Source organism: Vulgatibacter sp. (assembly GCF_041687135.1).
Classification (GTDB): Bacteria; Myxococcota; Myxococcia; order Myxococcales; family Vulgatibacteraceae; genus JAWLCN01.
The window spans coordinates 50,720-72,423 of the sequence record NZ_JAWLCN010000005.1 but is presented as its reverse complement, the minus strand read 5'-3'; the positions used below and the strand labels follow the sequence as shown (position 1 = coordinate 72,423).

The following is a 21,704-nucleotide window of genomic DNA, read 5'->3' as shown; positions in this document are numbered from 1 at the left end:
GCCAGCATTGGGCATCCGGCCCGCTCCTTGCTACGGCAGCCCGGGATGGACGGAGGAAACGTGACCGCTGAAAAGAAGGGAGCCCGCGTCCTCGTCGTGGACGACGAGCCCAACGCCCGCTCCGCGCTGCGCGAGCTCCTCGCCGAGGAGGGCTTCGACGTACAGGAGGCCGCCGACGGCGAAGAGGCCCTGCGCCTGCTCCCCGGCTTCGCGCCGGACGTCGTCCTGGCGGACGTGCGCATGCCGCGCATGGACGGCCTCACCCTGCTCCAGCGCGCCCGCGGCGACGGCGTCGACGCGTCGTTCGTGATGATGACCGCCCACGGCACCGTGAAGGACGCGGTGGCGGCGATGAAGATGGGCGCCGAGAACTACCTGCAGAAGCCGCTCGACATGGACGCGGTGGTGGTCTCGCTCACCCGCGCCCTCGAGCGCCGCAAGCTGCAGCGCGACGTGGAGATCCTGCGCGAGCGCGTCCGCGACACCGCGGGCCTCTCCAAGATCATCGGCGCTTCGGAGCCGATGCGACAGGTCTTCGAGCTGGTGCAGCGCGCCGCGCCTTCGCGGGCCACCGTGCTCGTCCTCGGCGAGAGCGGCACCGGCAAGGAGCTGGTGGCGGAGGCGCTCCACGAGGGAAGCGGCCGCGCCGCCGGCCCCTTCATCCGGGTCAATTGCGCGGCCCTGCCGGAGACGCTCCTCGAGAGCGAGCTCTTCGGCCACGAGAAGGGATCCTTCACCGGCGCCATCGCCCGGAAGGAAGGGCGCTTCGAGCTGGCAGACGGCGGCACGCTCTTCCTCGACGAGATCGGCGAGATCACCGCGCCGGTGCAGGTGAAGCTCCTCCGCTTCCTCCAGAACCGCGAGTTCGATCGGGTGGGCGGGACGAAGACGATCAAGGTCGACGTGCGCGTGGTCGCCGCGACCAACAAGGATCTGCTCGCTGAGGTGAAGGCGGGGCGCTTCCGCGAGGATCTCTACTACCGGCTCAACGTGGTGCAGATCGAGATGCCGCCGCTGCGCCGACGCAAGACCGACCTGCCGGCCCTCGTCGATCATTTCGTGCGGAAGTACGGCGCGCTCTACGAGAAGCCCGGCGCCAGGATGAGCCGCGAGGCCTTCCAGGCGGTGCTCGCCTACGACTGGCCGGGCAACGTCCGCGAGCTCGAGAACGCGATCGAGCGCGCGGTGGTCCTCTCGCCGGACGGCGAGCTCCTCCCCTCGCACCTGCCGCCCGCGGTGGCGGAGGTGCGCCGCGACGGCGCCCGGCAGCTCATCCCCGGCGCCACCCTGGCAGAGATCGAGAAGGAAGCGATCCTGCGCACCCTCGAGGTGGTCGACGGCTCCACCAGCCGCGCGGCGGAGATCCTCGGGATCAGCGTCCGCACCATCCAGTACCGGCTCAAGGAGTACGGGGTTCGGTCCGCCGACACGCGCGACGAGCACCCGTAGCGCGGGCGCCCGCCTTGCGACGAAGCCGCCGGCGGTTCCGCTTCGGCGGCTTCGTCGTTCCTGCCGGCTGTCGTGCCTACCGTTCGTGGGCAGAGCTTCGAACGGGAGGAATCGATGGGTGACGAGAGGAAGCCGGAGCCGACCGTCGGCGGGCCCATGCCGGCGAAGGACGAAGCGCGCGCGACACGCCGGGTGCACCGCCACGCGGAGGAGCAGGCGCAGGTCCGGCCCAGGCCCGCCGGAGCCGGCGAGTCGGGCACCGAGGAGCGGAAGGGCGACCGCCGCTGAGCCGGAGCGCGAGAGAAAGGCCCCGCCAGCTGCTGCCGACGGGGCCTTCTCATCGTCGTGCGCCTGCGTGTCTATCAGCTCGCCGCTGCAGCAGGCGCTCGCGGCGCCGCGTGCATCCGCGCCGCTTCGAACATGCCGTATGCCGCCCAGCCGCCGACCAGCGTGTGCACCTGCGCGAAGCCCCGCTGCCGGAGGACGCGGGCGGCGAACGCGCTGCGCTGGCCGCCGGCGCAGTAGACCAGCGTCTCCTTCGCCGGCTCGAGCTCGCCGATCCGCTCGCGCAGCTCGGTGAGCGGGATGCCGATGGCGCCGGCGAGCATGCCGCCGGCACGCTCGCCGGGGTTGCGGACGTCGACCACCTGGAGCGCGTGGAGCCGTTCGAGCGCCTCGGATGGCGTGAGGCCCGAGAGCACGCCCTTCTGCAGGTTGTGGTGGGTCATCGCCGCCTGGTGGATCGGATCGCGCGCAGCGCCGAAGGGCGGGGCGTAGGCGAGGTCGAGATCCTCCAGGTCGGCGACCGAGAGGCCGCCGTGGAGCGCGGTGGCCACCACGTCGATCCGCTTGTCGACGCCCTCGGCGCCGACGGCCTGCGCGCCGAGGAGGCGGCCGGTCTTCTTGTCGCTGACCAGCTTCAGGGTGAGCGGCTGCGCACCGGGGAAGTAGCCGGCGTGGTGCCCGTGCCGGTTCCAGGTGACGCGGCACTCGATTCCGCCGCGGGCGCAGGCCTTTTCGCTCAGGCCCGTGCTCGCGGCGGTGAGCCTGCCCACCCGCACGATCGCGGTGCCGAGGGCGCCGCGGAAGCGCAAGTCGCCGCCCACCGTGTTGGCGCCGGCCACGCGGCCCTGCCGGTTCGCGGGGCCAGCCAGCGCGATCCAGACCGGCGCATCGCCGACCAGGTGGCGCATCTCCACCGCATCGCCTGCTGCCCAGATGCCTGGCACGCTCGTGGCCATCCGCTCGTCCACGGCGATCGCGCCGGTGGGGCCGAGCGCGCAGCCCGCCGCGACGGCGAGCTCCACGTTGGGGCGCACGCCGATCGAGAGCAGGAAGAGGTCCGCTTCGATCAGGCTGCCGTCCTCGAGTTCCGCCGCGATGGCGCGATCGCCCGCGGTGACGAAGCGGGTGGCGCCGACGCCGAGGCGCAGATCGATGCCGAGGCGGACGAGCTCGTCGGCGACGGGCGCGGCCATCTCCGGATCCACGGGAGGCAGCACCTGCGGCGCCTTCTCCACCAGCGTCACCTCGAGGCCACGGTGGCGCAGCCCCTCGGCAGCCTCGAGGCCGATGAAGCCGCCGCCGATCACCACCGCGCGGCGGGCGCCTGCGTCGAGGGCGGCGCGGAGCGCGTCGGCGTCGGGCACGGTGCGGAGGAGGTGGACGTTCGTGCTCTTCACGCCCGGGAGCGGCGGCACGATCGGCCGCGCGCCGGGGGCGAGGACGAGCTCGTCGTAGCCGATGGTCTGCCGGGTGCCGCTGGCGTGGTCGACCACCTCCACCTCGCGGCGATCCGCGTGCACCGCCACCGCCTCGTGGTGGACGCGCACGTCCAGCGCCATCCGGCTCCGCAGCGACTCGGGCGTCTGGAGGAGGAGCTCGTCGCGGCCCTCGATCTCCCCGCTGACGAAATAGGGCAGGCCGCAGTTGGCGAAGGAGACATAGGGCCCCTTCTCCAGCACGACGATCTCCGCGTGCTCGTCGTCACGGCGTGCCTTCGCCGCCGCGCTCGCTCCTGCAGCCACACCGCCAACCACCACGATCTTCTTCGCCATCGTTCTCGTGCTCCTCGGAGGTCTTCGGGCTGAGCGCCCAGTGGGGCGCTCCAACGCAAAGCAATTTGCGCGCGAAGCGCGCCTCTTGTCCGCTCGGTCCCGCGTCAGCGGGGCCGAGTGGGCAAGATACAAGCCGTCGATTGATGGGAGCCACCGCCGGCTCGAAGGATTCAGCAAGGAGCGGCCCGCCCTGCTGCCGAAAATGCGAGCGCCACCGTCCTGGTGGCGCTCGTCGTCCGAAAGCTCGGCAGGAGGGCTACCGCCTCACGCCAGCCCTGTCGGGATCAGCTGCCAATAGGCGCGATCGAAGGCACGCCTGCCCGCCGCAATGGCCTTCGACGGTTCCTGCACCGACGCGGGGTGCTCGTAATCGGCGTCGAGGAAGGCGGCCTGCCCGTCGCCCATCTCCACGAAGAACTGCACGCTGCCGTCGTAGACCGCGAGGCTGCGCCGGGGCGACCTGCCTTCGTAGTCGGCGGCGATCGCCTCCGCCACCACCCGCGCCTGGTGATCCGCCGCACTGGGCGCGCGGGAGACGGCGAGATCCGAGCAATCGCCCAGCACCCAGACGTCCCGCACGCCGCGGAGGCGCAGCGTCTCCGGATCGGTGGGCAGCCAGCCGTCGGTGTTGCCGAGGCCCGAGCGGCGCACCAGCTCCACGCCGCGCTGCGGCGGCGCCATCACCAGCAGATCGTAGGGGATCTCCCTGCCGCCGCGGGCGACGAGGAGCTTCGCGTCGGGCAGCACCGCAGCAGGGGAGAGCCGCGGCTCGAAACGGATCCCGCGCTCCTCGAAGCGCTTCTCGGCGATGCGCGCGAGGGCGGGCTCCCAGAAGCAGCGATCCGCAGGCGAGGAGAAGACGATCTCCGTGCGGCCGGCGAGGCCGTTGCGCTCGCAATAGTCGGAGAGCAGGAAGGCGAACTCGAGCAACGCCTGCGGATGTTTGTGGGGAAGCTCCGCTGCCGCGACCACGATCCGTCCGCCGGTGAAGCGGAAGAGCGCGTCGTGCAGCTTCTCCGCCGCCTCCACGGTGAAGAAATGGTGGGCGCCTTGCGCCGATCCGGGCAGCCGTTCCGCCGCGAACTCGGTGCCGGTGGCGAGGACGAGGTAGTCCCAGGAGAGATCGAGGCCGCTGCGCATCCGCAGCCGCTTCCCGGCGACGTCGATCGCCACCGCCGGCTCCTCCACCAGGGAGACCTCGGGCCGGAGCAGATCCCGGATCGGCCGCTGCACGTCGACCTGCTGGAGATCGTCGAAGGGAACGTAGAGGAGCCCCGGTTCGTAGACGTGCCAGGGCGAGGCGGTCACCAGCTCCACCGCGGCGCGCTCCCCGAGGCGCCTGCCGATCAGGTTGGCGACCAGCGTGCCGCCCACGCCGCCGCCGACCACGGCGACGCGGATCGGCGACTTCTCTTCGATGACCAGGTTCGCGTCCATGGCTTCTTTCCCCCGTTTCGTTCAGGGCCGCTCGTCGAGATAGGCAGCGTGGCAGCGCACGCAGGTCTCGGTGAGCGAGCCGTAGGCCTTGGCGATCGCGCCGTCGTTTCCCCGGGCTGCAGCGTCCGCCAGCTGGAGCGCGCGCTCCTTCAGCTCGTCCTGCAGCTCGAAGAAGCGCGGCGGCACGAGGCTGTTGAGTTCGGCGCCCCCGTCGCCCACCGGCTCCGCGAGGCGGGGCTCCGCGGCGATGCGGCGGGCGAGCCGCTCCGCCGTCTCGTGTTCGAGGAAGAGCACCGCGAAGTTGAGACGGGTCATGTCGACGCGGTGGTTGCCCATGCGCTCGAGCAGGAGCATCCGCGCCCCTGCAGGCAGGTGCGCCGGCTGGCGCATCCGCGGCGCATCGTGCTGCTGCTTCTCCGGCACCTGCGGCGCAGCGCCGAGGAGGAGGAGGAGCGAGAGAGCCGGCAGGATCGCGCGTCGCATGGCAGCCTCCTAGCGGACCACCGTGACGGGCCGCTTGCTCAGGTGGACGACGCGGTCGCTCACCGACCCGAGGAGCCAGCGGCCCATCGTGCCCATGCCCCGCGATCCCAGGAGCACGAGGTCCGCGTCCCGCTCCTCGGACTGGGCGCAGATCGTCTCCGCCGGCGAGCCGGAATCGACCACCTGATCGACACGGCCGGGCATCTCGGCGGCGATCGCGGCGAGGAGCGCCCGGGCGCCCTGGAGCTGCACGTCGTAGACCTGGTTGCGGTTCAGGCCGTAGGCCTCGATGGGAAAGCTGGCCGGTGGCTCGATCACGTGGAGCAGCGTGACGCGGGCCTGGAGCGCCGTCGCGAGCTCCCTGGCGAGGCCGACGGCCCGCTTCGAGCCGTCGGAGCCGTCCACGGCAACGAGAATGTGCTGGATCATCGGTCCCTCCGCTTCTGCGCCGGGTGGCGCGGATGGAGGTACTGCGCGAGTCGTGCCACTGCCGCTTTCCCGCCTCTCCGGTGGTTTGCAGGGAGAGGCGGGCGCACCTCCTGCACCGGCGCTTGCGCGTCGCGCAGCATTTGCGTCTCGAGCCCCGGCTGATCGCGCCGGCGGGCCCATTGGCGCCCGGGCACGGACCTTGCGATAGCCGTGGTCGGGCTTCCAGGGGTGGGGAGCCGGGAGGTCGCCATGGTGACGCGGGTGCGGGATCTGATGACGCGGGACGTGGTCACGCTCGATGTGGACGAGAGCCTGCTGCTCGCCGACGACGTGATGCGCCTCGGACGGATCCGGCACCTGCCGGTGGTCCGGGGCGGAACGCTCGTGGGGCTGGTGAGCCACCGCGACATGCTCCGGGCCAGCGTCTCCTCGCTGGCGGGGCTCTCCCGTTCCGAGGAGGCGTCGATCAAGCGGGCGATCCCGGTGCGGGAGTGCATGGCGCGGGAGGTGGTCACCGTCGGTCCGGACGAGACCGCGCTCGGAGCCTGCAAGCTCATCCTCGACAGGAAGCTCGGCTGCCTCCCGGTGGTCGACGATCAGCGCCGGCTGGTGGGAATCCTCACCGAGGCCGATTTCGTTCAACTAGCCCGAAGGTACCTCGAGGAGGACCGGGCCTAGCGGTCGTCGAACTGTCTTCCAGCGTGCAGCTCTGGGGTCGCTCTGGTAGCGTCCGGGCGAGCCGGATTGCTTGCGGGGGCCTTCGGCCGGGAGACGGGATTGACGCAGCACGGTGAGCATCTGTTCGACGAGATCAAGCGGTACGTAGGCTTTTCGGAGACCGACGAAGCGCTCCTGCGCGGCCTGCGCGAGCGGGTGCTGCCGCACGTGCGGCCGATCATCGACGATTTCTACGATCACATCCTCGGCCACTCGGGCGCGCGGAGCGCGATCACCGGCGGCATGCCGCAGGTGGAGCGCCTCAAGGGCACGTTGCGCGGCTGGATGGACGGGCTCTTCACCGGTCCCTGGGACTACGAGTACTACGACCTGCGCGCCCGCATCGGCAGGCGCCACGTCCAGATCGATCTGCCCCAGCAGTACATGTTCACCGCCGTGAACGTGATCCGCGGCCACCTCACCGACGTGATCCTCGACACCGCGCCGGACCTGCAGCAGGCGCGGATCGAGCTCCACGCGGTCGACAAGCTCCTCGACATGGAGCTGGCGATCATGCTCCACACCTACCGCGAGGATTACCTGCTCCGGATGCAGCAATCCGAGCGCCTCGCCACCTTCGGCCAGCTCGTCGCCTCCATCGGCCACGAGCTCCGCAACCCGCTCGGCGTGATCGAGTCGTCGCTCTTCCTCCTCCGCGGCAGGGTCGGCGCAGGGGACGAGCGGGTGACCCGCCATTTCGACAAGATCGAGGGGCAGGTCCGGGTCTCCAACCGGATCATCAGCGACATGCTCGACATCGTGCGGGATCGGCCGGTGGTCCGGCAGAACGTGGCACCGGCAGCCCTCGTCGAGTCCGCCCGCGAGGTCGTTCCGCCGCGGGACGGCATCCGGCTCTCCGTGGAGATCGGCGAGGACCTCCCGGCGGTGGCGGTGGACCCCGACCAGCTCCGGCAGGTCTTCGTGAACCTGCTCGCCAACGCCTACGACGCAGCGGGCACAGGTGGCGAGGTCCGGGTCACCGGCAGGCTGCTGAAGGACGAGGTAGAGCTCCTCGTGAGCGACAGCGGCCCGGGTATCGATCCGGCGATCCGCACCCGGCTCTTCGAGCCGCTCGTCACCACCAAATCCAAGGGGATCGGCCTCGGCCTGCCGCTGTGCAAGCGCATCGTCGATCGCAACGGCGGCACCATCCGCGTCACCGCCGGGCCGCTGCCCGGCGCCGCCTTCTCGGTGCGCCTGCCGCTGGTCCCGGGCTGGGAGGGCTGAACATGGCGACCCACCGCATCCTCGTCGTCGACGACAACCGCGATCTGGCCGAGAACGTCGCCGAGATCCTCGAAGACGCAGGCTTCGCCGTCGACGTCTTCGAGGACCCCTTCGTCGCGCTCGAGAAGCTCGTACCCGGCGCGTACGCCGTGGCCCTGCTCGACATCAAGATGCCCGGCATGGACGGCATCGAGCTCTACAAGGCGCTCAAGAAGCGCGATCCGGCGCTGCCGGCGATCGCGATGACCGCCTACGCCCAGGACGACCGCATCCGCGCCGCGGTGGACGAGGGCGTGATCGCCGTGATGCCCAAACCCCTCGACGTGACCCGGCTGCTCCGCAAGCTGGGCTCGGTGGTCGAGGGGGAGAAGGCCCTGGTGATCGAGGACGACGTCGACCTCGCCCAGAACCTGGTGGAGATCCTCACCGAGCGCGGCTTCTCCGTGCGCGCTGCACATTCCTGCGCCGAAGCCCGGCGCCTCGGCAGCAGCCTGCAGGACCTCTCGGTGCTGCTGGTGGACTGCAGGCTCCCGGACGGCGACGGCCTCGAGCTGGTGGACGAGCTCTGCCGCGGCACCGAGTGCACGGCGGTGATCTTCTCCGGCTTCCTGCGCGCGCTGCCGGCTTCGGCGATGAAGGGCTGCGGGAACCTCCACTTCTTCGAGAAGCCCCTCGACATCGCGAGATTGATCGCGACCCTGAGGCCCGCGAAGTGAAGATCCTCCTCGTCGAGGACAACGAGGAGCTGGCGGAGAACCTCGCCGAGATCTTCGTCGACGAGGGCCACGAGGTTGCCTTCGCCGCGAACGGCAGGGAAGCGCTGCTCGCCGCGCGGGAGCCCTTCGATCTCGCGCTCCTCGACGTGCGCCTTCCCGACGCGCTGGGAACGGCTTTGCTCCCGCAGCTCAAGGAGATGGTCCCCTCGTCCGAGGTGATCGTCTCCACCGGCAACGCCGACCTGCAGTCCGCGATCGAGGCGCTCCGGGGCGGCGCGTTCGCCTACCTCACCAAGCCGGTCGGCGTGGAGGAGCTGATCCTCACCACCCGCCGGGCGCTGGAGCGCGTGCAGCTGCGGCGCCTCTCCGAATCGCTGCGCGCCGAGCTCGAGGAGTCGGAGCGACGGCACCGCGACATCGTCGAGGCGGTGCAGGCGATGATCGTGGCCCTGGGCCGCGACTACAAGATCCGCTTCGCCAACCGCCAGGCGGAGGAGCTCTCGGGCTGGCCCCGCGAAGAGCTCGTCGGCAGGGATTATTTCGAAGTCTTTGCGCCGCAGTCGCAGCGGGACGCACGGCGTGCGCGGGTGCGCGCCGCCTTCGACGGCTTCAACCCCGAGCTCGAGGTCGACATCGTCACCCGCACCGGCGCGGTACGCCGCGTGCAGATGCGTTGGACGAGGCAGGCCTCGGGTGGCGAGGACCTCATCTACGGGATGGGGCTGGACGTGACGCGACAGCGGGAACTCGAGCGCAAGGCGCGCACCTCGGAGAAGCTGGCGGCGGTGGGCACCCTCGCCGCCGGCCTCGCGCACGAGATCCGCAACCCGCTCAACGCCGCGGGGCTGCAGCTCTCCCTGCTCTCGCGGCGGATCGGCAAATTGCCGGAGCACGAGCGGAGCAATCTCGAGCAGCCCCTCGAGTTGGTGCGGGCGGAGCTCTCCCGGCTCAACTCCCTGCTCGGCGACTTCCTCGCCTTCGCGCGGCCCCGCGAGTACACCCGCTACCCGATCGATCTCTCCGCCCTCGTCGGCAGGGTGGTGGAATTCGACGGGCAGTCGGCCTTGCAGGGCGGCAAGAAGCTCGCCTCCTCGATCGAGCCGGGGGTGGCGGTCCTCGGCGACGCGGACGCGCTCCACCAGGTCTTCGTCAACCTGCTCAAGAACGGCCTCGAGGCGGCGACCACCCAGGTCGACGTCCACCTCGTCGTCGAGGACGGCAGGGCGGTGCTGACCTTCCGGGACGACGGGCCGGGGATCCCCCGGGACGTGCTCGCCCGGCTCTTCGAGCCCTTCTTCACCACCAAGCCACAGGGCACCGGCCTCGGGTTGGCGATCGTCCACACCATCGTCACCGCCCACGGCGGCGAGGTCGGGATCAGCGCGCCTGCGGAGGGTGGCACCGTGGCCCGGGTCTCGCTGCCGGTGGCGCAGCAGGCGCTCCCTGCAGCAGCGCCCTGATGCCCGCGCGTCAGAGCACCGCCCGGAAGCCCACCGTCGGGAAGATGTAGGGCACCGAGTCGCGCGAGTTCTCGCCGACCTGCTCCCGGCTGATCATCGTGTTGATCAGCTCGACGTAGAAATCGAGCATCCACGAGCGATAGACCGCGCGCTTGTCGATGCGCAGATCGAAGCGCGTGAACGCGTCGGCGCGCTCGATCGAGGCGCCGTAGGGGCTCACCGGCCTGCCGCTGATCGCCTGGAAGCGCGCGCCGATCTCCCAGTCACGCGGGAGCTTCAGGCCCGCCACCAGCTGCAGCATGTGGGTGCGGTCGAAGTCGAAGGCCTTCCAGCCGTCGCGGGCCAGCCGTTCGCTCCGCGAGAGCGTGTACGAGACCCAGCCGAAGAGGTTCCCCTGGTCGCGCTTGCGCAGGAGGATCTCCGCGCCGTAGGAGCGGCCGGTGAAGGGGTCGAGGACGTCGTAATCGTTTCTGGTGTCGCTGCCGTCCACCTCCTCGAGAACGCTGCCGTTGATCTCGAGGTCCAGGTAGATGGGATCCATGTAGTTGAAGTAGGTCTGGAGATCGACGAAGTAGCCGGAGGCTAGGTCGAGCTCGGTGCCGAGCGTGGTCTGCAGCGCTGCGGGCATGCCGGCGGTGAGGAGCAGATCCCCGAGCACCGGGACCGGCACCGGCGGCCGCGGCGGCTGGTGGAAGATGCCCACGCCGCCCTTGAGCCAGAGCTGGTGGGTCTCCTCCTGCTGCAGGCGCCAGCGCCAGTTGAGGCGGGGGTCGACCGAGGCGCGGCGCACGTCGGCGTTCTCCCAGACGTCGAAGCGTACGCCCGGCGTGAGGAGGAAGTCCTCGGTGATCCACCACGGCGTCTCGACGAAGGCGCCGGCCTGCGCCTGCCAGGTGGGCGGGATGTAGATCTCGTCGTCCTCGGAGGTGGCGAGCCCCGGGATCTCCGAGCGCCGCCAGCTGAAGTCGACGCCGCCGTGGACCGCGAGGTCCTTCACCAGAGGACGTCGCCAGCTCGCCCGCGGGTGGATCATCCAGGTGGCGAATTGCGGCGGCTCCGACGCGCGGCCCTCGTCGACCTCCTCCTCGTCGCCGGTGCGCACCTGATCGAGCCCGAAGGTGAGCTGGTAGCGATCGAAGGCGGCGTCGTCGCCGTCGATCCAGCGCAGGCTCAGGCGGTGGAAGATCGACTGGAGCCCGATCTGCTCCTCGCCGTCGCGGACCTCGCCCACCTCGTCGAAGGAGCCGAAGGCGAAGACGGTCCAGCGGCCGTCGCCGGCCCTGCCGTCGAGGCGGCCCTGGTAGTCCCAATAGCCGGCGTAGGTATCCTCGCTGAAGGCGCTGAGCAGCATCGCGGGATAGCCGTAGCGGCCGGCGATGGTGCCGGTGGCGCCGAGGATCGGCTGCCGGACGAAGGCCGAGGTGTTGAGCAGATCGGCGCTGAGCTCGATCCGCCGCTCGTCGGGGAGGCCGGAGCGGGTGATGCCGTCGACGATGCCGCCGGTGTAGCCGCCGTAAGCGATCGGGAAGGCGCCCGGGTAGAAGTCGACGCTGTCGATGAACTCCGGGTGGATCACCGCCGGGCCCGCGAGGAAGTGGAAGAGCTGCGGGATCCGGTCGCCGTCGAGGAGGATGCCGCTGCTGCCCGGCGAGGCGCCGCGGATGATCGGGTAGTCGAGGAGCGAGAACATCTGCCCGACGCCCGGCATGGTGCCGATCACGCGGAAGGGATCGCCGAAGGTCCCCGGCACCCTGCGGATCTCGCGGTCGCGCAGGGTGGTGCGGGTCACCTCCTGCCGCAGCGCCTTGCCGATCACCAGCTGCTCGAAGGGGTTGTAGCTCACCCGTTCGACCAGGTAGCGGACCTGCAGCGCCTGCCCCGGGGCGATCGTCTCCTTCACCAGAAAGCGCTTGTAGCCCGGGACCTGCACCTCCACCTCCGCGGCGCCGGCACGGAGCGGCAGGCTGAAGCGGCCCGCCTCGTCCGCCTCCACCGTGAAGCGCTCGCCCTCCACCGTGGCGATCACCGTGGCGGCGGGCACGATGTTGCGCGTGCCCATCTCGATCACCTCGCCGCCCAGGGAGGCGTCGAGGAGCGCTTCGGCCTCGTCGTCCGCTGGCGCCTCCTGCACCGCCGGCTCGAAGCGCTGCACGAAGGGGATCTCCACCGCTGCGGGAACGCCCTTCCAGCGCGCAGGCTCGAAGCGGAACGCCTTGCAGGCAGCGAGCACCGCCTCGTCCCAGGGGGCGCCGGCGCTCCGCAGCAGCGTGACCTGCTGCACCGCACCCTGCTCGTCGATGAGGAGCTGGACCTCCACCTCCACCGGCGCCTCGAGCGCCGGCGCGTCCACCGGGTAGGGGACCTCCATCGGACCGACCGGCTTCGGCAGCTCGAGCTCGTCGGTGGTGGGCTGCGCCTCCGCCGGCTGCTGCTGCGTCGAGGCGGGCGGCTCGTCCCCCGCCACCGGCACCATGCGCCGCTGCGGCACGGAGGCGGATGCAACGCCGCCGGCGAGGAGGACGCCGATCACGGCGAGCGCATGGACCCTGTGCTTCAGCGCCATGCGAACGACCACGCGAAATGGAGGGTGCGGTGGCGCCAGGTGAAGGCTTCGCCCTCACGTTCCTCGATGCCGGGGACCTCTTCGCCGGCGGGGACCTCGTCGGCGATGGCCCAATCCTCCGCCGGGCAGCGGGTCCACTGCTCGTCGAGCTGCACCACCGGCCCCATCGAGAAGAGCTCGCCCAGGGCAAAGAGCCAGCCGGTGCGGGCGAGGAGCACCGCGCCGCTACCGTCGCAGCGCCGCTGCAGGGACTCGTCGAAGCCGCCGCGGTTGCCGATCAGCCCCGCGTAGCCGACGCCAGCCGCGAGGAAGAAGCCGCCCCAGGGATGCCAGGTGGCATCGGCGGTGGTCGTCCAGCGCAGCCCCTCGAAGCCCGTGTCGGCGAGGACCGAGTAGCGCAGGGTGGCGGAGAGGGAGAAGTCTTCGCTCAGCCGGATCCCCGGCTCCACCGCGATGGCGATTCCCGAGCTGTTGGGCGCACCGTCCAGCCCGCTGACCAGATCGCGGCCCACGCGGATCTGGACGCGGAAGCCCTCCTGCGACCAGGCCTCGCCTGCAGGCATCTCCCATTCCGACTCGCGTTCTTCCGGCTCGTCCGCGCCGGCCCAGGCCGGCAGCGCCAGCAGGACCAGGGCGGCAACGCCCCCCGACTTCCCCATCGGCGGGACGATAGCAGGCAGGTGGCCGCCGGGGCCATGGGCGCCGCGCGGTTCACCGCCGGTCTGCGTGCGCCTCCCGGGGCGGTGGGGGATCCGGCACCTCGACCACCCCGTTGCCGCCGCGACCCCAACGATGGAGCTCCAGCCCGGAGCCCCCGGCGAGGTCGAGCCGGACGAGGCCGAGAACGGGAACCTCCGGCGCGAACCAGGCGCACGCGATCCGCTCGCCCCCCGACCAGCTCTCGGTGGCCTCGGCCCGCAGGCTCCCTGCCTCGGTCTGCACCACTTCTTCGCCCCGCCTCGTCCACTCGGTCGGCGCGCTCGATTTTCTGGTCGGAGCCGCCGCTGGCGGGGGCATCTCCCGGCTCTGGCCGCCGAGGAGCCGGGCCACGACGCGCCGTACGCCGCCCCGGTCCCCGAGGAGGAGCCGGTAGGCCTGGGTGGCGCTGCCGGGCCGCTGGGAGATCCAGATCTCCACCCAGGTGCCGCCCGCGCCGGGCCCGACCACCAGCAGGCGGAGCCACGGTCCCACCGGATGCCCGCCGACATGGACCACGTACTCGGCCCAATCGCCGGGGTGCGCGCCGGCGAGCCGCTCCCAGGGGAGGGCGTCCGCGAAAGGAGGCGGCGCTGCTGCACCGGCGCGTCCCGGCGCTGCGAGAAGAAGGATCAGCAAGAGCCAGCGCATCACCTACCCCCGTCGATCCGGAAGAGCTGCACCACCACCGTCGACTGGCCGCCGACCACCCGCGCCTCGAGGCGCTCGGCCCCGCGCTCGAAGCGCAGCACTTCGTCGTCGCTCGTCGCCTCGCGCCAACCGGCGCCGAGATGGCCGCGCCGCAGCGCTTCCCGCGCAGGCGCCGCTGCCATCGGCGCGAGGGCGACACCGGTGCGTGCTGCCGCTGCGCCGGTTCGATCCTCCACCGCAGCGGTGAGGACGAAGCCCTCCGGCAGTTCGAAGTCGGGCAGCGCCTCGGGGGCGAGCCCGAGGGCGCTCTCCCCCCGGAGCACCTCGGTGCGTCCGCCGAACCGCCGCACCCGCACGACCAGATGCCTGCCACCCGGGACATCGAGGATCGAGAGGAGCCTCCCGTCCACCAGCTCCCGCTCGACGAGATCGACCGGCGCGGCGGTGAAGGCGGCGCGGTGGGCAGCGATCACCGTCTCCACCGGATCGGGGGTGAGGAAGGTCGCGGCCCGCACCGCCCTGCCGTGGACGCGAAGCTCGACGGGCACGGCCTCGTCGGGATCGGGAAGCGAGGCGGGCGCTGGAGGGTGCGCCGTCGAGCGCGGGCCCACCGCCACCACCAGCAGCGCTGCAGCCACCGCGATCACCGCGCCGATGCGCTGGTCCATGCCGCACCTCCGTTGCCGCAGCCGTCGGGAAAAGCTGCGCCGGGCCTGTCGCAGCCCATCTCGAAGGGGCCCCGCGCCGCCAGCTGCCGCCACACCGGATCGGAACTCCTGCCGCCACCTACGCCGAAGCCGTTGGCGTCGATGGGCAGGGTGTCGAAGCAGCGCACCGGCGAGACGCGGTCGCGACCGGTGCCCACCCGCGGACCGTTCTCCCAGCGGCCGGTGCGGGCCAGCGCGTCTTTTCCGCCGCACGAGACGGGGCTGCGATCCTGCGCCGGGGGGCCGTAGTTCATCGATACCACCGGGGCCGAGAGGGAGATGGGCACCCACGAGAGCGCATCGCCGGCTCCGGGACCGGTGAGCTTCTCGCCGATGCCGAAGAGGGCGATCCTTCCGACCTGCCTGCCCAGTGCACTGCCCGTGCCCGGGAGCGGAACGTCGGCGCCGTCGTCGAGCGCCCAGGTATCGACCTGCAGCTCGAGGCGCGCCGGCGCGAGGGAGAGTCGCTCCGGGAGGCCGGGCAGGAGGCCGCTGCCCTCCACCTCGACTCCCGCCTCGACCACCAGGCCCACGCCGTCCACCGAGAGACCGTAGCGCCGCAGCAGCGGCAGCTGCAGGCCGGCGACCCGCTGGATCAGGCTGCCCAGCGGCTCGAGGAGCGATCCGAAACCCGCCGGCATCGCGGGCCTCCTGATTCGTTCGCGGGCGTCGAGGGCCACCTTCTCCACCCGGACGCTTCCCAGCGACGCACCGGCGAGCATGCCCCGGGAGACGCCGCCCCGGTAGCGCTCCCGTGCAACCTGCTCCGCTCCCTGCCGCGCCGCCTCGAAGCGCGCGTCGTGCCCCTGCTCGCGCTCGTCCGAGAGGGCATGGGCCGTCGCCTCCCAGACGACGAGCCGCACCACCGCGCGCTGCCGGATCCGGGCCACGCCGAGATCGGCCAGGAAGATCAGCGAGCCGAGGAGCGCGAGTATCACGGGGGTGAGGATCGCCAGCTCCACCGCGGCGCTTCCGCCCTCGTCCCGAAGACGCATCACCGCCCCTCGACCAGGGCCCGGAGCGCGCTGCCCGCGGGGCCGAGGCGCCCGAGACCCGGCTCCACCGGCGCGAGCTTCGCCCGCCAGAAGGGGTTGAAGAAATTGGGCGGCTCCTGCCAATTCCCGGGGCGGTGGTAGTAGGCGAGAGCCCGCGCCACCGCCTTCGCGCCGCCGTCCTCCGCCTCGAGCGCCACCCAGACGTCCGGCTGGCAGAACTCGCCGGCGAAGGTGGCGCAATCGGCATCCGTTGCGTCGAAGGCCATGTAGGGCGTGATCCCCCACCACGGGTGGCTGCCCCTGGCGACGTCGCAGCTGAAGCGCGGCACGAAGACCTCGAGGAGCTGCCGCACGCCGCGTCGCTGGTAGGGGCGCTTCACGTCCCAGGTGCAGGCCCAGCCGCCGCCGCTGGCGGGGCTGGCGCTGGTCACCGAGCCGAGGTGCTTCTCGTCGAAGCCGAGCGCCGCCCCCACCTCGTCCAGCGCCCCACCGAAGATCGAGCCGCCCGCCTCCATGTAGAAATTGGCGCCGATGGCGCTCCCGGTGGGGTAGCGGGCGCTGCCGTAGCCGGGCCGCTCCATCGCCTCGTAGATCGCCTCGCTGCGGCGGGGATCGGGCCGCTCCAGCGAGAGCAGGCGGGTGTGGCCGCGCAGCTTGCCGGCGGGCAGGAAGTGGAGCAGCTCCTCCACCACGTCGAAGGCCTCGCTCCCCCGGAGCAGGTTGCCCAGCGATTCGGGAAAACTCCGGTCGTAGACCCAGAAGTCGTGGCGGGTGGCGTGGACGAGCTCGCTCATCCCCCGCCGCGCCCAGTTGCGCCTGCCTGCAGGCCCATCGGCGAGACCGGCGCCTTCCCGATCCCTGCTGCCCCAGAGCGCCATCGCCTCGCCGAGGTGGGCCCCCTCGAAGCGGGCGACGTTGAGGGCCTGCACCGGCAGCGCCCACTTCGCTCCCGGTGCCGCGACCCGCGCGATCCGCAGCCCCTCGTCACCGGCGAGGCGCGCCAGCACCCTGCCGTGGAAGGTGAGCTGCTGGGCGAAGAGGAAGAGGTTGGAGGCGGCGAGGAGCGGCACCGCCACCTCGCCGACGAAGAGATCGAAGGCGGCGATCGACCGGCCAGCGGCGACGAGGATCGGCTCGACCAGAAGCAGCACCCGCGAGACGAGGGCGAGGGCGGTGCCGATCACCGGTATCGCCTGGCAGGCGGCGTATTTCGGGCCGGCGCAGAGCTCGCCCACCGTCTTTGCGATGGCGGCGAAGCTGCCCAGGCCGGTGAGGATCCCGAGGAGCATCGCGTCCACCGAGACGAGCTGGAGCACGGTGACGTATTGGGCGATCTGCGCCCGGTTCGTATAGGCGTAGAAGTTGAACGCCCGCGCCTCCTCCACCGCGAGGGAGTAGGCCGCTGCGTCGGCGCCATCCTGCAGCGCGATCCGATCGTGGATCTGCAGGGCGAGCTTCGAGGTGCCGAGGAGCGCCACCGCGAGCACGAGGAGGAGCACCGCCCCCAGGGCCAGCGCCTGGCCGTCCTCGTCCCGCCGCAAGCGATGGAACGCGCCGATCATGGCTCCTCCTGCCGGTGGAAGTTCGACTGCATCCGCATCGTGTGCCGGCTCACCAGCGGCACGAAGTAGCGGCCACCTGCTGCGGCGGCCTCGACGGCAACGCGCACACCGGGCGGCAGCCTGCGCGCGCCCACCGCGCGCCACGCCCGCCACAGCCCTGCGTCGGCGAAGGGGATCTTCAGCTCGAGCCAGTAGCGCAGCTCCACGGTGAGCAGGCCGCCGCCGCCCACCGCGTCGAAATCCCCTTCTCCAACTGCCCCGACCACCTCCACCGAGAGCCCCGGGAAGCCGCCCCCCGCCGAGAGGAGCCGCAGCGCCTCCGCACCCGCTGCTGCACGGAGCGCCGGCAGATCCGCAGGCGGGCAGGGGATGCCGGGAAAGCGGCTGGGACAGACGGTGGGCCCGAGGACGAAGCGGGCGCTCCCGGCCATCCGGTCCACCTCGCCATTCCACAACGCGCCGGTGCGCGCCGCGCGGTAGGCGGCATATTCGAGCAGCAGCCGCGCCTCCTGCAGGAGCACCAGCTGCAGCAGCGCGAGCAGCACGAAGAGGCAGAGCGGCAACACGATCGCCGCCTCCACCACCACCTGTCCCGCCTCGTCCCGGATGGTTCTCACGGCGGCGACGCTACGCCCGCCTGAGATCCCCTCCCCATCGGTCAACCGACCGATGGCCGCAGCACCAGCAGCGGCGTGTCGAGGGCAGCGCCCACCACCTGCGCCGCCTCGTTGTGCAGCGTCACCTCGAGGTGGAGGGTGGAGGGCAGGTGGAGCACCGGCCCAACCTGCTCACGCCCCGGGCATCTCGCCCAGCTTGCGGATCAGCACCTCGCGGGGCTTGGCGCCGTCGGCGGTGCCGACGATCCCGTCCCGCTCCATCCGCTCGATCATGCGCGCCGAGCGGTTGTAGCCGATGCGCATCTTGCGCTGGAGCATCGAGATCGAGACGGTCTTCATCTCGGAGACGATGGCGATCGCCTGGTCGTAGAGCTCGTCGGAGAGGTCGTCGTCCGGCATGCCGCCGTCGCCCTCCGCCTCCGGATCCTTGAGGATCGACTCGTCGTAGACCGGGCTGCCCTGCGCCTTGAGGTGATCGACGACCTTCTTGATCTCCTTCTCCGTCACCAGGGCGCCGTGCACACGCTGGATGTGCGCGCTGGTCGGCGGGAGGATCAGCATGTCGCCCTGGCCCAACAGCTTCTCCGCGCCGGGCTGGTCGAGGATGGTCTGCGAGTCCACGCGGGAGCGGAGGAGGAAGGAGACGCGCGAGGGGAAGTTGGCCTTGATCAGGCCCGTGACCACGTCCACCGAGGGGCGCTGCGTCGCCACCATGAGGTGGATGCCGGCGGCGCGGGCCTTCTGCGCGATGCGCGCGATGTACGTCTCCACTTCCTTCGACGCCACCATCATCAGGTCGGCGAGCTCGTCGATGATGATCACGAGGTAGGGGAGCTTCCTGGGCTCGAGCTCCTCCTCCAGCTTCTTCTCGAGGAAGGCCTCCACCGGATCGAGGGGCTCCTCGGCGAGCTGGCGCTCGAGGGCGTCGTCCTCGGTCTCGCCCTTCTCGACGTCGATGATCAGCACCTTGTCGTCGGAGGCGGGCTCCTCCGTCTGCGCTGCGCCCCGGGCCTCCCGCTCCTTGATCTTCTCGCCCATCAGCTTGTTGAAGGAGGCGAGGTCGCGGACGCCGTTCTCGGCGAGGAGCGCGTAGCGACGCTCCATCTCGTCCACCGCCCAGCGCAGCGCGAGCGCCGCCTTGCGGGGATCGGTCACCACCGGCAGGAGGAGATGCGGGATGCCCTCGTAGATCGAGAGCTCGAGCATCTTCGGGTCCACCATGATGAAGCGAACCTCCTCCGGCGTGGACTTGAAGAGGAGGCTCATGATCATCGAGTTGACGCTCACCGACTTGCCCGAGCCGGTGGTGCCCGAGATGAGCACGTGCGGCATCCGCGCCAGATCGGCGACGAAGGGCATGCCCTCGATGTCCTTGCCCAGCGCCATGGTGAGCTTGGAGGCGCCCTTGCGGAACGCGTCCTGCTCGAGGATCTCGCGCAGGTAGACGATCTCGCGCTTCTTGTTCGGCACCTCGATGCCGACGACGCCGCGGCCGGGGATCGGCGCCACGATGCGGACGCGCAGCGCCTCCAGCGCCATGGCCAGATCGTCGGAGAGGCCGCTGATCTTCGAGATCTTCACGCCGGGCGCCGGCGCGAACTCGTACATCGTGACCACGGGGCCCGGGCGGATGCGCTCGACGTGGCCCTGGATGCCGAAGTCGGCGAGCTTCTGGCGGAGCTTGTCCGCGGTGGCGTGGAGGAGCGCCTCGTCCACCTCGGCCCTGGCCTCCTCGTCGCCGCCCTGAAGCAGCGCCAGCGGGGGCAGCGAGAAGCCGTCGTCGCTGGCGATGAGCTCGAAGGGCGAGTCGGTCTTCTTCGGCTTCGGCGGCGCCTGTGGCAGCTCGATCACCGGGGCCGTCGGCGGGAGCTTGCCCGCGCGGACGAGGGCCTGCACCGCTGCGGGGGGCAGGTCCGCCACCAGCTCCTCCGCAGTCGGCGCTGCGGGTTCGGGCAGCTCGGCGGCGACGATCGCCGGCGCCGCGGCCACCGCGGGGGAAGCCTCCTCGACCACCTCGGGCTTCGGCTCGACGGGGGGCGAGATCGCCTGCGTCGGCTCGACCGGCTTGCCGGTGGGCACGGGCACGGGACCCGCCGCCCAGGCCGGATCGGCGGGGATGAGCGGAACGACGGGGGCGAGCGCCTCCTCCGGCTCCGCGCGCTTCTCCTCGGCCTTCTCCTTCTTGCGATCCCTCTTCGCCGGGGGAGCGGTGGGGGCGAGCACGACCTTCGGCTTCGCCTCCTCGGGCGGCGCGACGGCGATGCGGCCGTCGAGGTCTGCCTCGAGGCCGGGCTCCTCCTTCTTGCGGCCCTTCTTCTTCGCCTTCGCCTCGGCGAGCTCCGTCTCGAGGTCGCCCAGCGCCTCGTCGAAGGCAGCCGCTGCTGCAGCCTCCTCCTCCGCCCGGGCCTCGGCCTCCGCGGCGGCCTCCTCGGCGAGGCGCGCCTCGCGCTCCTCGCGGTGCTGCTCGATCTGCGCCCGCACGAAGGCCATCACCCACGCGCCGAGCTGCCTCGCCCCGTTGCCGAGGAGGAGGACGAGGCGGCTCCACTTCACCCCGGCGGCGATGACCAGCGAGACCGCCAGCATGGCGAGGACGAGGATGGCGGAGCCCACCGTGGAGAAGACCCGCCGCAGCAGATCCGCGCCGGTGCCGCCGAGAGCGCCGGCGGGCCGCGCGCCGAAGAAGGTGGCGGTGGGGGCCACCAGCTCGATGAAGACGGCGAGCCCCGCGAGCACGGAGAGCCAGGCCACCGAGACGACGAGGCCCGGCTGCTTGCCCTCGGGACGCACGAGGCCGAGGAAGCCCAGGAAGAGGCTCACCGGCAGTACGAAGGCGCCGATGCCGAAGATGCCGAAGAGGTGGCGGGCGAGCCAGCCGCCGGCCCTGCCGATCAGGTTGCCGGAGGTGGCCGGATCCCAGGAGCCGAGGGCGAGGCCGCTCACCAGCGCAGCGGCGAGGAAGAGCACCGCCACGATCTCGCGGCGATCGCCGGCGAGACCCGCGAGCTTCGAGGGGCCGGCGCCGCCCTTGTCCGACTCCCGCCGGCGGGCCTTGGCGGGCGCCTTCTTCGGTTCGCGGGTCTTGAGGCGGCGGTTCGAACGGGTGGATTTGGCGCCCTGCAACGAAAGGCGGCTCTCGCGGGCGCGTTCCATCGTCTCGAATCCTCCGGGGTGCATGGACCTGGCGCAGCGAGCGGACGAGCCCGCTGCAGGCGGCCAGCATCGTCCGATAGCGCTATCGGTCAACTTTTCGGGGGAGGGGCAGGTGTGGAGAAAGGCCGGGCGCCCCTGCTGGGTCGCCCGGCCCCGTGGAGACGATCGGCCCGGGGGGCCGTCGTCACCCGGCCTGGATGCCGGTATCCCAGTCCTTCGCCAGCTGCATCAGCGGATCGAGGCTGCCCTCGAGCTGCTTGTGCATCGCGCCGGCGGTGAAGTGGAGCTCGCTGCGTTGGTCGAGCTTGCTCTGGAGGGTGGTGACCATGGCCTGCGCCTTGGTCACCCGCTCCTTCAGGAGCCGGAGCTGCTCCTTCTCGGCATCGGTCTTCGCCAGCGGCTCGAGGTGCCGGATGTGCTCCTGGGCCCCGGCGATCGAGTCGCGGATGTTCCTGGTGAAGGCCTCGCCGTGGGCCCTGTCGTAGGTCTCGTCGCTCTTCGTGATCTCGAAGAGCATCAGCGCGTTGGTGGCAGCGCCGTCGAGCTCCGCGTTGACGTAGGCCACGTGTTTGGTCGCCTGCGCCGACGCGCTGGTCTCTGGCTGCTCCATCTGCCCGTGGCCCATCGCGCCGTGGTCCATCTCGCCCTGCTGCTGGGTGTCGCCCTGCGCGCCGGCACTGCCGGCGGCGACCAGGAGCCCCAGCGCCAACCCCTTCGCCCACCTGGTTTCCATCTGCCAACCTCCTCGCCCGTCGCGACGGGCAGCGCCGACCGTGCGGGCCGGC

General features: G+C 71.5%; 19 protein-coding genes. 6 read left to right on the top strand and 13 right to left on the bottom strand.

What is annotated here, in order from left to right; translation table 11 throughout:
* Positions 1-45 precede the first annotated feature (45 nt).
* Both ACESMR_RS14030 and ACESMR_RS14025 read left to right on the top strand, forming a co-directional pair.
* A complete protein-coding gene (locus tag ACESMR_RS14030) occupies positions 46-1,449 on the top strand; it encodes a sigma-54-dependent transcriptional regulator (RefSeq protein ID WP_373047720.1) in 1,404 nt (467 codons plus the stop codon).
* Positions 1,450-1,563: 114 nt separating this feature from the next.
* Positions 1,564-1,737 carry a hypothetical protein gene (locus ACESMR_RS14025; RefSeq protein WP_373047719.1) on the top strand — a complete coding sequence of 58 codons (174 nt, stop codon included), beginning with the start codon at positions 1,564-1,566 and terminating at the stop codon, positions 1,735-1,737.
* Between the two features lie 74 nt (positions 1,738-1,811).
* Here the strand turns inward: ACESMR_RS14025 and ACESMR_RS14020 are convergent, their stop codons facing one another.
* From ACESMR_RS14020 to ACESMR_RS14005, 4 genes are all read right to left on the bottom strand, one after another.
* Complete coding sequence (locus ACESMR_RS14020; RefSeq protein WP_373047718.1) at positions 1,812-3,506, bottom strand: FAD-dependent oxidoreductase; 1,695 nt, start codon at positions 3,504-3,506, stop codon at positions 1,812-1,814.
* A gap of 264 nt (positions 3,507-3,770) precedes the next feature.
* A complete protein-coding gene (locus ACESMR_RS14015) occupies positions 3,771-4,943 on the bottom strand; it encodes an NAD(P)/FAD-dependent oxidoreductase (protein ID WP_373047717.1) in 1,173 nt (390 codons plus the stop codon).
* Positions 4,944-4,964: 21 nt separating this feature from the next.
* On the bottom strand, positions 4,965-5,426 hold the full coding sequence (locus tag ACESMR_RS14010; RefSeq protein ID WP_373047716.1) for a cytochrome c: 462 nt from the start codon (positions 5,424-5,426) through the stop codon (positions 4,965-4,967).
* A gap of 9 nt (positions 5,427-5,435) precedes the next feature.
* A complete protein-coding gene (locus ACESMR_RS14005; RefSeq protein ID WP_373047715.1) occupies positions 5,436-5,855 on the bottom strand; it encodes a universal stress protein in 420 nt (139 codons plus the stop codon).
* Between the two features lie 249 nt (positions 5,856-6,104).
* Here ACESMR_RS14005 and ACESMR_RS14000 point away from each other — a divergent pair, with 249 nt between their 5' ends.
* The 4 genes from ACESMR_RS14000 to ACESMR_RS13985 all read left to right on the top strand — a co-directional run bounded on the left by ACESMR_RS14000 (position 6,105) and on the right by ACESMR_RS13985 (position 9,975).
* Positions 6,105-6,533, top strand: a complete 429-nt coding sequence (locus ACESMR_RS14000) for a CBS domain-containing protein (protein WP_373047714.1) — start codon at positions 6,105-6,107, stop codon at positions 6,531-6,533.
* Between the two features lie 99 nt (positions 6,534-6,632).
* Entirely contained in the window at positions 6,633-7,799 is a 1,167-nt protein-coding gene (locus tag ACESMR_RS13995) for a protoglobin domain-containing protein (RefSeq protein WP_373047713.1), read from the top strand.
* A 2-nt stretch (positions 7,800-7,801) separates the two neighbouring features.
* Positions 7,802-8,515: a response regulator gene (locus ACESMR_RS13990; protein WP_373047712.1), complete on the top strand. Its 714-nt coding sequence runs from the start codon at positions 7,802-7,804 to the stop codon at positions 8,513-8,515.
* Positions 8,512-9,975, top strand: a complete 1,464-nt coding sequence (locus ACESMR_RS13985; RefSeq protein ID WP_373047711.1) for an ATP-binding protein — start codon at positions 8,512-8,514, stop codon at positions 9,973-9,975. The genes ACESMR_RS13990 and ACESMR_RS13985 overlap by 4 nt, the downstream gene beginning before the upstream one ends.
* Positions 9,976-9,985: 10 nt before the next feature.
* Here ACESMR_RS13985 and ACESMR_RS13980 read toward each other — a convergent pair whose 3' ends face one another.
* The 9 genes from ACESMR_RS13980 to ACESMR_RS13940 all read right to left on the bottom strand — a co-directional run bounded on the left by ACESMR_RS13980 (position 9,986) and on the right by ACESMR_RS13940 (position 21,652).
* Positions 9,986-12,538, bottom strand: coding sequence for a TonB family protein (locus tag ACESMR_RS13980; RefSeq protein WP_373047710.1), 2,553 nt, complete (start codon positions 12,536-12,538; stop codon positions 9,986-9,988).
* Positions 12,529-13,197, bottom strand: coding sequence for a hypothetical protein (locus tag ACESMR_RS13975; RefSeq protein ID WP_373047709.1), 669 nt, complete (start codon positions 13,195-13,197; stop codon positions 12,529-12,531). The genes ACESMR_RS13980 and ACESMR_RS13975 overlap by 10 nt, the downstream gene beginning before the upstream one ends.
* A 52-nt stretch (positions 13,198-13,249) precedes the next feature.
* Positions 13,250-13,885 (bottom strand): hypothetical protein, encoded by a 636-nt coding sequence (locus tag ACESMR_RS13970; protein ID WP_373047708.1) that lies wholly within the window; start codon positions 13,883-13,885, stop codon positions 13,250-13,252.
* Positions 13,885-14,553, bottom strand: coding sequence for a hypothetical protein (locus ACESMR_RS13965; protein ID WP_373047707.1), 669 nt, complete (start codon positions 14,551-14,553; stop codon positions 13,885-13,887). The genes ACESMR_RS13970 and ACESMR_RS13965 overlap by 1 nt, the downstream gene beginning before the upstream one ends.
* Positions 14,529-15,587: a TadE/TadG family type IV pilus assembly protein gene (locus ACESMR_RS13960; protein WP_373047706.1), complete on the bottom strand. Its 1,059-nt coding sequence runs from the start codon at positions 15,585-15,587 to the stop codon at positions 14,529-14,531. The genes ACESMR_RS13965 and ACESMR_RS13960 overlap by 25 nt, the downstream gene beginning before the upstream one ends.
* Positions 15,587-17,149, bottom strand: coding sequence for a hypothetical protein (locus ACESMR_RS13955; protein ID WP_373047705.1), 1,563 nt, complete (start codon positions 17,147-17,149; stop codon positions 15,587-15,589). Before ACESMR_RS13955 ends, ACESMR_RS13960 begins: the two co-directional genes overlap by 1 nt.
* Positions 17,146-17,766, bottom strand: coding sequence for a TadE/TadG family type IV pilus assembly protein (locus ACESMR_RS13950; RefSeq protein WP_373047704.1), 621 nt, complete (start codon positions 17,764-17,766; stop codon positions 17,146-17,148). Before ACESMR_RS13950 ends, ACESMR_RS13955 begins: the two co-directional genes overlap by 4 nt.
* Positions 17,767-17,937: 171 nt before the next feature.
* A complete protein-coding gene (locus ACESMR_RS13945) occupies positions 17,938-20,919 on the bottom strand; it encodes a DNA translocase FtsK (protein ID WP_373047703.1) in 2,982 nt (993 codons plus the stop codon).
* Positions 20,920-21,103: 184 nt separating this feature from the next.
* Positions 21,104-21,652, bottom strand: a complete 549-nt coding sequence (locus ACESMR_RS13940; RefSeq protein WP_373047702.1) for a hypothetical protein — start codon at positions 21,650-21,652, stop codon at positions 21,104-21,106.
* Positions 21,653-21,704: the final 52 nt, after the last annotated feature.